We start from the raw sequence: 13,939 nt of genomic DNA on the forward strand, positions 1-13,939 counted from the left end.
CCTTCACCGAGCGATGGTGCCCCGGAGGAACTCGACGATCTCCGCCCGCGCGGCCTTCGCCTGCGGCACCACGCCCGGCATGCTGAGGAACGCGTGCGTCGCCCCGGGATATTCGGTGAGCCGCGCGGGCGTCCCGGCCGCTCGCAGTCGCTGGGCGTAACAGCGACCGTGATCGGCCACCGGATCAATGGTGGGCACCAGCACGAGCGCTGGAGCCAGCCCGCTCAGGTCGTCGGCGTACAGCGGCGACACCGCACGAGGATCCGTCCCCGGCGGAACGGCGAACCGCTGGAACAGCCGCATCTGCGTCATGGTGAGCATCGGGCTGTGGGCGTACCGGCTCATCGAGGCATGCTCGAACCCCGTCGAGGTCAGATCGACAGGAGAGTTGGCCAGCACCTGCGCCCGCAGGGGCAGGCCGGAGTCTCTGGCCCGGATCGCGGCCAGGGCGGTGACCATCGCGCCGGTGCTCTCACCGAAGACGGCGGTCCGTGCCGGGTCGACTCCCCACTGCGCCGCGTGCCGCACCACGCGCTGGAGCACGTCCCAGCCGTCGTCGACGGCCGCCGACAGCGGAGTCTCCGCGTCGAGGAGGCGGTGCTCGACCGAGACGACGACCGCGGGCAGCCGCGCGGCGAGGTGACTGTTCACCCAGTCGCTCTGCACCGCCGTGCCCACGAACCCGCCTCCGTGCACGTGGAGCACGAGCGGCAGGCCGAGCCGGTCGGCGCCTTCGCGCCCGGGCGAGGGCCGGGACACCCGGACCTTGAGCCGACGGCCGGGCAGCGCCACTTCCTGCCACTCGATGGTGGCGCCGCGGTCCGGGAACCCGAGGATCAGCCGCGCCAGACGGGACGCCCGCTTGCGGTTCACCGTGCCGCGCAAGACGACCAGTTCCTCGGCCGTCATCGCCAACCAGTCCGGCTCCTTTCCCAGGGCACTCATCAATCGGATGCCCAGCGGCGGCCGCTCCGTTGTCTCGCTCACGTGTCCCTCTCAGGTTTCGCTACCTCAAGTATCGATACCGATGGTAGCGCAAGAGGTTATGGTGTGGGCATGACCCGAGCGACCACCTCCGCCAGGCCACCCGGTCGCCCGCGCTCCGGCGTCCACGCCGTGGTCTTCGCCGCGACGCTGAGCACGGTCCAGGAGCTCGGCTACGCGCGTGCCACCGTTGACCGCATCGCGGCGGTGGCCGGCGTCGCGAAGACGACGATCTACCGGCGCTGGCCGTCGAAGGGGGCGCTGATCGTGGACTGCCTCCTTGACGCGTTCGGCCCGGTGCCGCTGGAGGGCACCAGCCGAGCCGAGCTCATGACCTCGGCCATCCGCTGGATCGCGGCGAAGATCGGCGAACCCGGGGTGGGCGACGCGTTCGCAGGCGTGTTCAGCGACGCCGTCAGTGATCCGGCCCTGCGCGAGGTGCTGTCCTCACGGTTGCAGGACCCGTACCGGCTCGCGCTCCAGGAGGCGCTCGGCGAGCCGGAGAACCGGGTCCTGTTCTTCATCGACGTCGTCGTCGGAACCTTGCTCCACCGGATGGGCATGACCGGCGAGCCGATGGTCGACGCCGACATCGCCGCGCTGGTCGAGATGGTCCTGCCGCACTTCGGGGAGAGCGCCGATCCGACCTAGACCTGCTGCCGAACCGGCGATCGGCGTCGGCGACGACTCGGCCAGAGCTCGGGCACCACGGTTCTGGGATTCGCCCGCCGACCCCTTTCCGAGACGGACGGTGGCCGATCAGGCGGGCTCGGCGGCATCGTCCTGGGAGATCGAGGCCACCGGCAGGTCCAGTTGGCGGCCGATCACCTGGGCGATGTCGCGGATCAGCACACCCTGCTCAGCGACCCCGTGCAGGATGGTGCCCGCCGGGGCCTTCTCGAGCGCGAGCCGGAAGAGGCGGGCGGCATCCAGCCGGTGCACCGCCGGCCAGTGATTGACCCGGTCGCCGAGGTAGCCCGACACGCCCCGGCTGCGGGCTATGCCGATCAGGGCCGGCATGAAGCCGTGGTCTCCTTCGCCGTGCACGGTCGGGGACAGACGCACGACTGACGAACACACTCCGCCGGCGGCCAGAGAGAGCGCCACCATCTTCGACCAGCCCGACGCCGCCACCGTGCGCAGCCAGCACGCCTGGGTCGTGCAAACGCTGGAGGCCGGACACCCAGCCGCGGCCGAGCGCCTGGGAGTCAACCTCAGTGCCTGCGCCTGGACCACTCTGGACGACCAGTACGCCGTTTCAGTCGCCGAACTCGGCGCTAATCGTCACCGAGATAGCGGTACCCGGCCAGCCGAGGGAACCGCGATCGGGCGATCTGCTCATTCTCCACATCCACCGATTCGCCACTCGGCTCAGCGGTCGACAGCGCCACCCCAGCGTCGGTGCGTTCTTCGTAAACCTCATAGACCTGCGAAGCGTATTCCTCCGCGTGCCCGCCGCTCTCGCAGTTCCACTCGTCCAACAGATCAGCGAAATTATCTGGGTCGTCAACGACCCGCTCGAACGCCAGACGCCCCTGCCCGATGAGCCACGCACGGAAGTCCGCGAACGCATCGTCATTGAACCCCTTGTCGCCGTACCGCTCAGGATCGAACCGCATGGCCCACGGGTCGACGTCGAAGTCCTCGGGGTTGCCAAAAACCAGGGCCGCAGCGTCCCAGACCGGCCAGGTGAAGGCGCGGTTATCCACCGTTTCCCAAAGGGCTGTGAAACTCGCCAGCTCATCCACCGTGAGGGCAAGCAGCCGTTCACGCTGCAACCACACCTGCTCCTCGAAGTCCCCGCCACTCGCGGCCCGACACGACTCAACGATCTCCCAGAAATCATCTTCAGTCACGCGGGAATCGTACTCATCCGCATCGCCAGTCCAAGCCCTCAAGCCGGTCGCCATGAGCGGAGGTGTATCCCTAAACCGCCGGCATTCCCTGAGAGCTTCCATCGCCTTGCGGACGGTCACGCGTGCAACGTCGAACTCCTCTTGCAGCCTCACCTCCGAGATGAGGGCGAGGGGCGCGTAAGTGCATACGGCGCTACGACTGGTCCCACCTACCCCACCTCCGAGATGAGGGCGAGGGGCGCGTAAGTGCATACGGCGCTACGACTGGTCCCACCTACCCCACCTCCGTCATGGAGGGCGAGCGAATGACCGACCACCGCGCCCAAGAGCTGTGGATGCGGATTTTGAGCGGAGAGGCGAGGTGATCAGCACCCGCAACGGGCCACAGGTCGGTTCCGTGGACTTGAAGGAGATCGCGATGGCCCACGTAGGGAGTGCCGGGGAGGCAGCAGTGGACTACATGCCCGCAACGACCCGACGCCCCAAGATCGCGCGCGAGCTCGCACCTGCCGTCCATTTATTGAAGGCCAAGGTCAACAAGGTCCTCGCAGGCGAAGCCTGCTTGGGGGAACGCCCGAGCGAAGCGAGGCCCTCCAGGAGTCGGGGCTTTGGCCCGACTGGAAGCAACGTCTGAGCCCCCAAAGCGCGAAGCGCCCAGAAAGCGAAGCCCGCTGTGCGCCGAAGGCGCCCCAGAAGAACGCCCGGAGCGAAGCGGAGGCCCTTTTTGGCGGGGCGCCCACCGGCTCAGTACACCGAGATGTGTGGGTGGTCGTAGTGGTTGGCCGTGGTGCCGCCGCGGTCCGACATCGTGCGCCAGGTGCCGCGGCTGGCGTGCCAGATTCGCTGCCGGTAGATGATGTACATGATGCCCAGCCGCTTGGAGTTCTTGATCGCCCAAGCGGCGATCTCGTTGCCGCGGGCCACCTCGGCGGCCGTCGGCATCGAGCCGCCGCGGCTCAGCATGAAGTCGCAGGCCCGCCCGAGCGGGTGCTCGCCGCCGTCCTGGATCGCCCGGTAGCAGCCGATCCCGTTCGGTACGTCGAACCGCTCCTTCACCAAGGTCTTGACCAGGCGCATCCGGGGCGTGATGTTGTCGGAGCCCCCAGGTAGCTGCGGGACCCAGGTGCCGTCCGAACGCCGTACCCCCGGCGCCTTGAACAGCTTGTCGATCTTGTCCTTGATCTTCTTGATCAGGCTCTCGGCTTTGTCCTTGCGCTTGCCGAGGTCCGCGACCTGGGTGCCGAGTTCCTCGGCGCGGGCGGCCGCCTCCTCCTCGGCCTGCTTGCGGCCGTCCCTGACCTGGGCGAAGCCGCTCAGCCGGGCGTTCTGCCGGTCGATGAGGTGCTGGGAGAGCGCCAGGTTGCCCATGAGCGCCGACGGGTCCGCGGTCCCCGAGAGCATGGTGGCCGCGCTCGGGGGGCCGCCGTTGGTGTACTGGGCGATGGCCAACTGCCGGAGTTCGGCCGACTCGCGGTCGTAGATCTCCTGGGCCGCGGTCAGTTTCTCCTTGGCGGCCCGCTCCGCCTTCTCGGCCTTCTGGTGGGCGATGCGGCCGTTGTAGTACTCGGTGATCAGTTTGTCGGACTGCTTCTGCAGGGCGGCCAGTTCCTTCTTGAGCTGCTTGACCGTCGGCTTGGGGGCCGCGTGCGCCGGGGTGGCCGGTCCCGCTGTCAGGAGCACCGCTGTGAGCAGCGCGGAGAGCGCTTGGGTGAGGGTTCGGATGCGACGGCGCCGCCGGTCAGCGGGGGATGCAACCGCCACACTTCTCCTTCGCCCGAGCTGTGGGGCTCTGAAGTACGCCCCTGTCCGAGGCTAGATAGTAGGGGATTACACGTATCGGACGGCAAATTAGCAAATTTCGGTGTGACCGTCATGGTGGGTGCTTACCCGGCGCAGGTCACAGGTCAGTCGTCGGCGTCCGGAGGCCAGGACGGGCGATGAGGCCGGGCCCGCCTGGCTCTGCGGGCCGCCCAGTGGCGGCCGAGCAGGGCCGAGCCGGGGACCAGCACGAAGCCGAGCAGACCGCTCCCGAGCCCGAGATCGACGTCCGCGTCCAGCAGGCCGTCCTTGCCTTCGAGCAGCGGCACGCCGACCGACACCTTGACCGACACCGAGACCAGCGGCTGCGCGGCCGCGGTCGGGGCGGGAGCCTGGGTGGTCGCGGGGCGGGTGGTGGCCGGGCGTTCGGACGGCTTGGGCTCGCTGGTGGCGGGCTTCGTCGTGGCCGCCTGCTTGGTGGCCGGCCCGCCGGTCGGCCTGATGGTCGGCTTGATGGTCGGTTGTGAGGTGGCGGGGTGAGTGGTCCGCGTCGGCTCCGGCTCACGGGTGGGCTCGTGCGAGCGGGCAGGCTCGCGCGATCCGGTGGGGTCGGCGTGCTCCCTGATGACGGCCGGATCCACAGCGTCGGTGGCGCTCGGGCCGGCGGTGGAGATGGACGGCTCCGCCGTACCCGATCGACTGGGGATGACGGGGGCGGACGTGCTGACGGGCGGGAGCGCGGCGACGCCGTCCGGCGGTGAATCGTTCCAGATCACGAATGCCGACACCACCGCGGCGGCGGTCGCGACCACCAGGCCGCTCGTCACCGCGAACTTGGTCACCGGCGCGAGCGCGCTCTCGAACAGGCTCCCCCGCTCCGGCAGCGGCTTCGACAGGGGAAGGAGCGCGGTGAGCGGCACGGTCAGCAGGCCGAGGCCGGCCCGGCCGCGTACCTCCCAGCCGGTGCCGTAGGCCAGGTCGGCGACCTTCTCCAGCTCCTCCAGGAACGCCTCGGCCGACTCCGGCCGGTCGGCGGGGTCCTTGGCCAGGCCGTGCCCGACCAGCGCCCGCATCGGCTCCTCGATGTCCGCCAGCGGAGGTTCGGCGTGCTGGTGCTGGTAGGCGAGGGCGGCGTAGTTCTCGCCGGTGAAGGGGCGGTGCCCGGTGAGGCACTCGAAGAACACCACGGCCGCCGCGTACACGTCCGACGCCGGCCCGGCCGGGGCGTCCGCCCACTGCTCGGGCGCCATGTAGGAGGGGGTCCCGGCGAGCGGGGCGTTCTCGCCGGAGTGCGCGGCGACGCCGAAGTCGACGAGCTTGCTCTGTCCGTCCGGCGAGACGATCACGTTCTCGGGCTTGAAGTCACGGTGTACGACGCCGCGCCGGTGCGCCTCGGCCAGCCCGAGCAGGGCGCCCTTCAGTACGGCCAGCGCCGCCTCGGGGCCGGTGGCGCCCGCGTGCCGCAGCAGGCGGCGCAGGGTGATGCCGTCCACCAGCTCCATCACGATGCAGACGTCGTCCTGGCCTTCGACGTAGTCCAGCAGGCGGGCCGTGTGCGGGCTGTCGAGCTCGCCGATCAGCCCGGCCTCCGCGCGGAACCGTTCGACGAACAGCTCGTCGTCGCGTAATCGCGCGGACAGGTGCTTGATCGCCACGGGCCTGCCGTCGGACGCCCGTAAAGCGAGCATGACCTGGCCGGTGGCGCCATGTCCAAGTTCCCGGACTTCGGTGTAGCCGGGAACGTCCATCGGGGGGACCTCCAAAGACGGATAAAGATCCTTATACATGGACGCTAACCCGTGGTAACGCCCCGTGTCGAGGGCTATTGCCCGCGTCACCGAACCCTTGCGGCAATCGGTATTTTTACTACGCCTTATAGTAGGTTCAGGCGGCTGGGGCCACGGCGAGGAGCCGGCGGATGTTCCCGGCGGCGGTCCGGCCCGCACGGTTGGCGCCGATCGTGCTCGCCGACGGGCCGTATCCGACAAGCTGCAGCAGCGGCTCGGCGATCACGGCGGTGCCGTCCACCCGGATCCCGCCCCCGGGCTCGCGCAGCCTCAGCGGGGCGAGGTGGTCGAGCGCCGAACGGAACCCGGTGGCCCAGATGATCGTGTCGGCTTCCTCGTACCGTCCGTCATCCCAGCTCACCCCGTCGGCCGTGATCCGGCCGAACATCGGCAGCCGCTCCAGCGCCCCCTTGGCCAGCGCCTCCCGGACGATCGGCGTGTACCCGAGCCCCGTCACGGCGACCACGCTCTGCGGCGGCAGCCCGGCGCGTACCCGCTCCTCGACCATGGCGACCGCGTCGCGTCGCGCGCCCTCGCCGAAGTCGTCCAGAGGGCGGAACACGGGCGGCCGGCGCGTGACCCACAAGGTGCTCGCGGCCACGCCGGCGATCTCGGAGAGCACGTGCGCGGCCGAGTTCCCGCCGCCCACGACGACCACCCGCCGCCCCGCGAACTCCTCCGGTCCCCGGTACGTCGCGTAGTGCAGCTGACGACCGCGGAAGGAGCGCGCGCCCGGATAATACGGCCAGTACGGGCGGGTCCAGGTGCCGGTCGCGTTGACGACGGCACGCGCCGCCCACTCCCCCGCGCCGGAGGTGACGACGAGCCGCCCGCCCTCGCCACGCGCCACCGCCGTCACCTTGACCGGCCGCAGCACGGCGAGCCCGAGCTCGCGTTCGTAGTCCGCGAAGTACGCGGGCACCACCACGGCGGCGGGCCGCCACCCATCAGCCTCACGCGGGCCGCCCACCGCCGGATCGGAGCGCCGCACGCCGGGCAGGTCGAAGAGGCCGTGCACCTTGTCCATGGTCAGCGACGGCGACCGGTGCCGCCACGCGCCACCCGGCCCGTCGTCCGCGTCCAGCACCAGCGGCTCGAAACCGAACCGGCGCAGGAAGTAAGCACTCGACAGCCCGGCCTGCCCGGCCCCGATCACCACGACGTCGATCTCGTCCACGTACGGATGCAACCGGCGCGACCCCACGCCTCTTCCCGGCCGGATCACACAAGACGGGCGGGCCGTGAAAGGCCCGCCCGTCGACCAGCAGGTCAGCTGATGGAACTGGTCACCGCGGCCCGCGCACCGGACGCGACCGCCGCCCGGCCGGGGATGGACCGGGTGTTGAACGCGTACCTGGCCATGGAGTCGGCGATCGCGTCGGCGTCCACGTCCAGCGCGGTCGCGTTGATGTTGGCGGTCGTGTCGCACGCCTGGTGGTAGCAGACGTCATACGCGACGCCCGCCGTGCCGCCGAACAGGGCCGCCTCCGCGGCGGTCTTGATCCCCTCGGCACCGGTGAAGATGCCGCCGGACGGGATGCCGACCGCGATGAACGGCCCGTAGTCGGAGCGACCGTCGAAGTCGGTGCCGTTGTGGCCCAGGCCGCGGCTGTCGTAGAAGGCTTCGAGCTGCTTCTCGATCTGCGCGGATCCGGGCGGGCCCGCGGGCGAGCCGACGGCGTCGGAGTTGTCGCCGTCGTAGAGCTTGTAGGCGTAGTTGGGCGAGGCGACCATGTCGAAGTTCAGGTACAGCCTGATGCGGTCCCGCTGTGCCTGGGTCAGCTTCTCGACGTACTGGTCGGAGCCGAGCAGACCGATCTCCTCGCCGGCCCAGAACGCGAACCGCACCTTGTTCTTGACCGGGAAGCCCGCCATCTCCTCGGCGACCTCCAGGATGGAGGCCGTGCCGGAGCCGTTGTCGTTGATGCCGGGCCCGGCGTGGACGGAGTCGAGGTGCGCTCCGGTCATGACGACGTTGCGCGGGTCGCCGCCGCGGCTCTCGGCGATCACGTTGTCGTTGGTGCCCAGGACGAGTGTGGAGTCGACCTTGAGGTGGACGCTCGCGCCCGGCGTGGCGGCCAGCGCGTTGCCGACGGCGAAGTCGGCGAAGACCATCGGGACGCCGGCCCGCCACTCGCCGATGTCCAGCGGGAACGCGTCGGTCCTGCCTGGCTGACCCTCGTTGAAGACGATGATGCCGGAGGCGCCCGCCGCTCCCGCGTTGCGGATCTTCAGCGCGAAGGCGCAGGTACCGCGCTGGATGAGCGCGATGTTGCCCGGCGTGAAGCCGGCGAAGTCCGCCGCCTCGCAGCCGCTGTTGGACGTCGGTGCAGGCGTCGGCGGCAGGGTGAGGTCCACGCCCTGTACCGGCGCGGTCACCTCGCCCGCCGGGGAGGGCTGGAAGGTGAAATAGTCCTCGTTCGGGACGTAGCCGTTGAGTACGGGCGGGCTGTTCTCGGTCCAGCTCTCGACGAAGTTGATCGGCTGGAGCGTGACCTTGTAACCGGCCTTGCGCAGCTTGCCGGCGACGTAGTCGCGGGAGGCGTTGTAGCCGGGCGTGCCCGCCGCCCGGGTGCCGCCGTTGGCGTCGGCTATCGCCTGCAACGCGTCGAGGTGCTTCTTGACGTTCACGCCTTTGACCTGCTTCACCAGCAGCTTGGCGAAGAGGTCGTCAAGCCCGCCGGCCTGCGCCGGGACGGCCATGGCCAGCGGCAAGGAGAGCGCCGTGATGAGGATGAGGACCGTTCTGCGGATAGTGCGCATGCGGATTCCCCCACTAGGGACGAGTCTGGAATCTCCCCCGAGACGTACTGCACCGGAACGTAAACCGCTGGAAGCCCCCTGAGAAGGCCCAGCAGGGCCGCGGCGGCCGCCCCCGCGACACCGCCGCGACCCCCGCCGGTCTGACCTGCCCTTCGGGCGGGCCGGCCTACCGGCAGTCAGGTGGCCCGTCAGACGGGCGGGGGGACGGTGCGCAGGTTGCGTGGTGTGACCGAGCGCGCCAGCCGGTATGCCGCCGCCGCGTCGACGAGCCCCGCGCCCGTCGCCCCGTCGAAGCCCTCCCCCGCGAGCTCGCCCGTCCCGCTCTTGCCGTCGACGACGTCCCGCGCCGACGCCCGGAGCAACGCCTTCACCAGGTCGGGCGACAGCCCCGGCTGGACCTGCTTCAGCAGCGCGCACACCCCGGCGATCTGCGGCGCCGCCGCGCTGGTGCCGCTGATCACGCTCCAGCCGTCGTCGGGCGCGGTGCCGTCCTTGACCGGGTAACCGGGCCCGGCCAGCGAGGAGTCGATGACGTCGCCGGGCTCGGTCGGCAGCATGATGTAGAGCGCCCTGGGCTGCCGTCCCACCAGCCCGCAGACGTCGGGCACGTGCCGCCCGGGATAGATGAGGCTGTCGAAGCTGCTCGCGTAGTCGGACGCCTCCATCTTGAACTCCCCGTTGACCTGTGTCTCGGCCACGTACACGCCGCCCGCGGCGATGACGTCGGGCATCATCGCCGGGAAGGAGATGTGGCCGTTGCCCGCCGAGAAGCAGACCGTGATGCCGCGCACCCGTACGGCCTCCAGCACGGCCAACTCCAGCGGCCGCAGATGGTTGGGCAGCCCGGTGAGCCCGTTGAGGTCGTAGCCCCAGCTGTTGGTCAGGACCGCCGGCGACAGGTCGGAGGCGGTCTTGAACGCGAGGGTGGCGTTGCCGCCCATCTTCACGCCGACGAAGTCCACGTCGCGCGCGCAGGCGAAGATGTTGGCCGCCTCGGCCGTGCCGTGGCCGTACTCGTCGTGGTCCACGCGGGCGGCGTCCGGCGCGAGGGTGGCGTTGTAGTTGTAGCCGTGATGCGGGTAGAAGGGATGTTTGTAGAAGCCCGTGTCGACCATGGCGACGAACACGCCCCGGCCGGTCACCCCCTGCTCGTGCGCATGGCAGGCGCGCAGGATGAGCCCGATGTCGTCCGGCACCCGCAGGTGGTGATACGCCACCCGGGGCGGCAGCGGCGAGCCGTAGAACTGCGGCGGCGCCTGCGGGTAGGCCCGCTCGACCAGCGGCTCCAGGTCGGCGGGCAGCGTGAACGGGACCCCGGACACGTGCGACAGATAGGAGACCTCGTCCTCCACGGTGGCGACCGGCGCGCCGCGCAGGCTGTGCGGCCTGACTTCCACGCGCGTGTTGAACGTCTCCTCCCAAAGCCGGCGCGGGCCCTCCGCGCTGATGGAGAACGTCCCGATGTGCCGGATGGTGAACCCCCTGCGCTGCAAGGCGAGCGCGGCCTGCGCGGCCCGGTCCGGCGGCGGTCTGAGGTCGTCAAGACGCGCCGCCTGTACGGCCGACGACTCGTCGAACATGGAAGCCCGGCCCGGCGGCCGCACCACCGCCTCGAAGTGGACGGTGGACTCGCGGCGTTCGGTGATCGTGGTCATGCTTCCCCCGGGACGCGTCCGTGAAATCCGGCATGTCCCCAGGGTCACGTTCCCGGGCGGATCCGGCCTCGGGGGCCGGCTGAGGGCTAACCCTGAATGGGGTTCCTGCCACGTGCCAGAATCCGCTCGGCCCTGGAGCGGCAGTCGTCGGCGGACTCCTGCTCCTCCAGCCGCTCGTACGCCTGCGCGAGGTCGAGCAGCGTGTACGCCACGTCGGGGTGACCGCTCCCCAGCACGCGCTCGGTGCCCGCGAGCGCGCTGCGCAGCAGGTCCCGCGCCTCGGCGGGCCGGCCGTCGGCCAGCAGTGCCTGGCCCAGCCGGCGGACGCCCAGGTGGACGTGCGCGTGGTCGTCGCCGTAGGCGTTCCTGAACACCTGGATCGCCCGCTCCTGGTGGTCCCTGGCCAGCTTCGGCTCGCCGGTGTCCAGGTCGACCAGGCCGAGGTTGGTCAGCGGCATGCCGACCTCGCCGTGGCCGGGGCCGTAGCAGAACTCCAGGATCGACAGCGCCCGCTCGTGGCTGATCCTGGCCTCCTCGAAGCGGCCCGTGAGGCGCAGCGCGTACCCGAGCTTGTCGAGCGTGTGGGCGACGTCGGGATGCTCGTCGCCGTAGACGGCGGCGAGCATCGACGCCGCCTGCTCCTGCAGCTTGACGGCCCGCTGCGGGCGGCCGGTGTCCTGGACGACGAGGCCCAGCCCGGACAGGGTGTGCGCGACGTCCGGGTGGTCGGGGCCGAGGATCGTACGGGCCGTGGCCAGCGCCCTGGTCAGCCATTCCTGGGCGGCGCGCAGGTCGCCCGCCGTCCACGCGGCGAAGCCCAGGTCCCGGCTGACGCGGGCGATCTCCCTGCGGTCCGGCTCGTGCCAGGCCGTCAGGATGGCCAGGGCGCGTTCAAGGGTACGCCTGGCCTCGGGCAGGCGGCGCTGGCAGACGAGCACGGCGCCGAGCCGCTGCAGGACCCGCGCCACGTCGGGATGGTCGCCGCCCATGGCCCGTTCGGCCAGCACCAGCGCCTGCTCCTGGGCGGCGCGGGCGCCGTTGATGTCCCCGGTCAGCTCCAGCAGGTTGCCGTGGTCGGACAGGACGGCCGCCAGGTCGCCGTCGGCGCCCGGCTGCCGCCTGACCAGCCGCAGCGCCAGCTCGAACAACTCCTGCGCCCGCTCGAACGCCGCCCGGATCGTGAGGTAGTGGCCGGAGCCGCAGAGCATGCGGGGCAGGCCCGGCACGACGAGGCCCGCGCTGCCGGCCTCCTGGCCGAGGTGGATGACGTCGGGGATGACGCTGTCCCAGGTCCGCCAGGTGGTGGGGTTCTCGGCGTCGGCGGGCACGACCGAGCTCACGATGCTGACGGCGCAGGTCACCCAGGCACGCCGCTCCTCGCCGGGCAGCCTGGCCCAGACCGCGGCCTTGACGAGCGGATGCATGCGCAGCCGTCCCCGGTCCCGCTCGACGAGCGAGTGACGCAGCAGGTGGGCGATGGCGTCCTGCAGGGCCAGCTCGTCCTCGACCGCGTCCCTGAGCGCGGGCGGCAGCACGCCGGGCATGGAGTGCAACAGGTCGAGCGAGACGCCGCCGGGGCCCAGCGTCGCGCAGAGGTGCAGCAGCTCGATGGCGACGGGCGAGGCCTGCGCGACCCGCTCGAAGGCGAGCTGCCAGACCGTGGCGAACGCCTTGTCCCGGGTGAGCAGCTGGTCCGCGCGGCGCCGGAACAGGTCGCCGTACTCGTCGAGCTTCATGCCGGTCTGCTCGCTGTAGGCGGCGGCCTGCTCCAGCGCGAAGGGCAGGTCACCGAGCTGGTCGGCGAGCGCCCAGGCGCCGCTGGTCCTGGCCACGCGCTTGGACAGGAAGTCGACGGACTCCGGCCGGGAGAAGGGGCCCACGCGTATGCCCACGGCCAGCTGGCCCCAGGCGGGGTTGCGCGAGGTCACGATGACGTGCCCGGCCCGCAGCGACGACAGGAACGCCTCGATCAGCGTGCCGTCCTCGACGTCGTCGAGGATCAGCAGCCAGCGCTCCATTCCGGCCAGGCGCTCGCTCAGCGCGGCGAGGATCTCGCCGCGGTCGGCCTGCTGGCGTACGCCCAGGCGCAGCGCCAGCTCCGCCAGTACGCTCCAGAAGGCGACGGGTTCGACGGCCGATGCCTCCCAGACCACGTCGTAGTCGGCGGCGTGCCGGTGCGCGTACTCCACGGCGGCCTGCGTCTTCCCGGTGCCGCCGAGCCCGTGCAGCGCCACCACCCGGGGCGGCGGGCGGGTCGTCGGCTCGGTCAGCGCGGCCTCGATCTCCTCCAGGATCGTCTCGCGGCCGGAGAACACCTGGTTGCGCGAGGGCAGATTGACGATCCGGCGCGGCGGCGCGTCCTGGCGCGCCGGTGGGGCCGGGCTGCCGTCGAGTCCCGGATCGTGTCGCAGGATGGCCTGGTAGGTGGCCTGTAACGCCGGCGCGGGGTCCACGCCCAGCTCCTCGGCGAGTATCCGGCGGACCCGCTCGTACACGTTCAGCGCGTCGCCCTGCCGCCCGGACCGGTAGAGCGAGCGCATGAGCTGGGCGACGGACCGCTCGCGCAGCGGATGCTCGCTGACGCGCTGCTCCAGGCGCGGCAGCGCCTCGGCGTGACGTCCCAGGGCCAGCTCCGCGTCGGTCCGGCCCTCTTCCGCGCTGAAGCGCAGCTCCTCCAACCTGATGGCGTCGCACTGCGCCCACGGTTCGGTGGCGAACTCGGTCAGCGCCGGGCCGCGCCACAGGCCGAGCCCCTGGCTGTACAGCGCCACGGCCTCCGCCCAGTCCCGCTGGGCCAGCGCCCGGCCGCCCTGCTCGACCAGCCGCTCGAAGCGGAAGGCGTCGACCGCGTCCGGCTCGACGACGACGCGGTAGCCCGAGCCGTGCGACTGCAGGATGTCGGCGCCGTTGAGCGCCTTGCGCAGCCGGGACACGTGGGCGTGCAGCGCGCTCAGCGCGCTCTTGGGCGGTGACCCGCCCCAGACGTGCTCGATGAGCTGGTCGGAGTTGAGAACCTCGCCTTGATGCAGGAGCAGAACTACCAGGATGGCCATCCGCTGCGGTCCGCCGAGCGCGACGGAGTCGCCATCGATCAGGACGTCGAACGTGCCCAGGATCCGGATGTCCACGCGTCTCC

Annotated in this window: 10 protein-coding genes; 1 reads left to right on the plus strand and 9 read right to left on the minus strand. The window is 71.0% G+C overall.

Annotation, left to right across the window (positions count from 1 at the left end; translation table 11 throughout):
* Positions 1-3: 3 nt before the first annotated feature.
* Entirely contained in the window at positions 4-987 is a 984-nt protein-coding gene (locus ACGFNP_RS03130; RefSeq protein ID WP_393314151.1) for an alpha/beta hydrolase, read from the minus strand.
* 69 nt (positions 988-1,056) lie between these two features.
* On the opposite strand from ACGFNP_RS03130, the gene ACGFNP_RS03135 reads away from it, so the two are divergent.
* A complete protein-coding gene (locus ACGFNP_RS03135; protein WP_393314154.1) occupies positions 1,057-1,635 on the plus strand; it encodes a TetR/AcrR family transcriptional regulator in 579 nt (192 codons plus the stop codon).
* Positions 1,636-1,743: 108 nt separating this feature from the next.
* Here the strand turns inward: ACGFNP_RS03135 and ACGFNP_RS03140 are convergent, their stop codons facing one another.
* The 8 genes from ACGFNP_RS03140 to fxsT all read right to left on the minus strand — a co-directional run bounded on the left by ACGFNP_RS03140 (position 1,744) and on the right by fxsT (position 13,931).
* Positions 1,744-2,004 carry a hypothetical protein gene (locus tag ACGFNP_RS03140; RefSeq protein WP_393314157.1) on the minus strand — a complete coding sequence of 87 codons (261 nt, stop codon included), beginning with the start codon at positions 2,002-2,004 and terminating at the stop codon, positions 1,744-1,746.
* Positions 2,005-2,261: 257 nt separating this feature from the next.
* Entirely contained in the window at positions 2,262-2,840 is a 579-nt protein-coding gene (locus tag ACGFNP_RS03145) for a DUF4240 domain-containing protein (RefSeq protein ID WP_358340246.1), read from the minus strand.
* Positions 2,841-3,584: 744 nt separating this feature from the next.
* Entirely contained in the window at positions 3,585-4,601 is a 1,017-nt protein-coding gene (locus ACGFNP_RS03150) for a coiled-coil domain-containing protein (RefSeq protein ID WP_393314160.1), read from the minus strand.
* A 143-nt stretch (positions 4,602-4,744) separates the two neighbouring features.
* Positions 4,745-6,346 carry a protein kinase gene (locus ACGFNP_RS03155; RefSeq protein ID WP_393314163.1) on the minus strand — a complete coding sequence of 534 codons (1,602 nt, stop codon included), beginning with the start codon at positions 6,344-6,346 and terminating at the stop codon, positions 4,745-4,747.
* 136 nt (positions 6,347-6,482) lie between these two features.
* Positions 6,483-7,562: an FAD-dependent oxidoreductase gene (locus ACGFNP_RS03160; RefSeq protein WP_393314166.1), complete on the minus strand. Its 1,080-nt coding sequence runs from the start codon at positions 7,560-7,562 to the stop codon at positions 6,483-6,485.
* Positions 7,563-7,654: 92 nt separating this feature from the next.
* Positions 7,655-9,148 (minus strand): M28 family metallopeptidase, encoded by a 1,494-nt coding sequence (locus ACGFNP_RS03165; RefSeq protein WP_358340240.1) that lies wholly within the window; start codon positions 9,146-9,148, stop codon positions 7,655-7,657.
* A gap of 188 nt (positions 9,149-9,336) precedes the next feature.
* The gene (locus tag ACGFNP_RS03170) at positions 9,337-10,803 is read right to left on the minus strand and encodes a S8 family serine peptidase (RefSeq protein WP_393314169.1); all 1,467 of its coding nucleotides are present in this window, start codon (positions 10,801-10,803) and stop codon (positions 9,337-9,339) included.
* Positions 10,804-10,889: 86 nt separating this feature from the next.
* On the minus strand, positions 10,890-13,931 hold the full coding sequence (fxsT, locus tag ACGFNP_RS03175; RefSeq protein ID WP_393314172.1) for an FxSxx-COOH system tetratricopeptide repeat protein: 3,042 nt from the start codon (positions 13,929-13,931) through the stop codon (positions 10,890-10,892).
* Positions 13,932-13,939: the final 8 nt, after the last annotated feature.

The sequence above is a fragment of the Nonomuraea sp. NPDC049269 genome (assembly GCF_043197155.1).
In the GTDB taxonomy this organism is placed as follows: domain Bacteria; phylum Actinomycetota; class Actinomycetes; order Streptosporangiales; family Streptosporangiaceae; genus Nonomuraea.

What these genes read in the sequence shown, in the direction of transcription:
- ACGFNP_RS03155 (WP_393314163.1), bottom strand. Translation starts at nt 6,346, where the DNA reads ATGGACGTTCCCGGCTACACCGAAGTCCGGGAACTTGGACATGGCGCC.
- ACGFNP_RS03165 (WP_358340240.1), bottom strand. Translation starts at nt 9,148, where the DNA reads ATGCGCACTATCCGCAGAACGGTCCTCATCCTCATCACGGCGCTCTCC.
- ACGFNP_RS03135 (WP_393314154.1), top strand. Translation starts at nt 1,057, where the DNA reads ATGACCCGAGCGACCACCTCCGCCAGGCCACCCGGTCGCCCGCGCTCC.
- ACGFNP_RS03140 (WP_393314157.1), bottom strand. Translation starts at nt 2,004, where the DNA reads ATGCCGGCCCTGATCGGCATAGCCCGCAGCCGGGGCGTGTCGGGCTAC.
- ACGFNP_RS03170 (WP_393314169.1), bottom strand. Translation starts at nt 10,803, where the DNA reads ATGACCACGATCACCGAACGCCGCGAGTCCACCGTCCACTTCGAGGCG.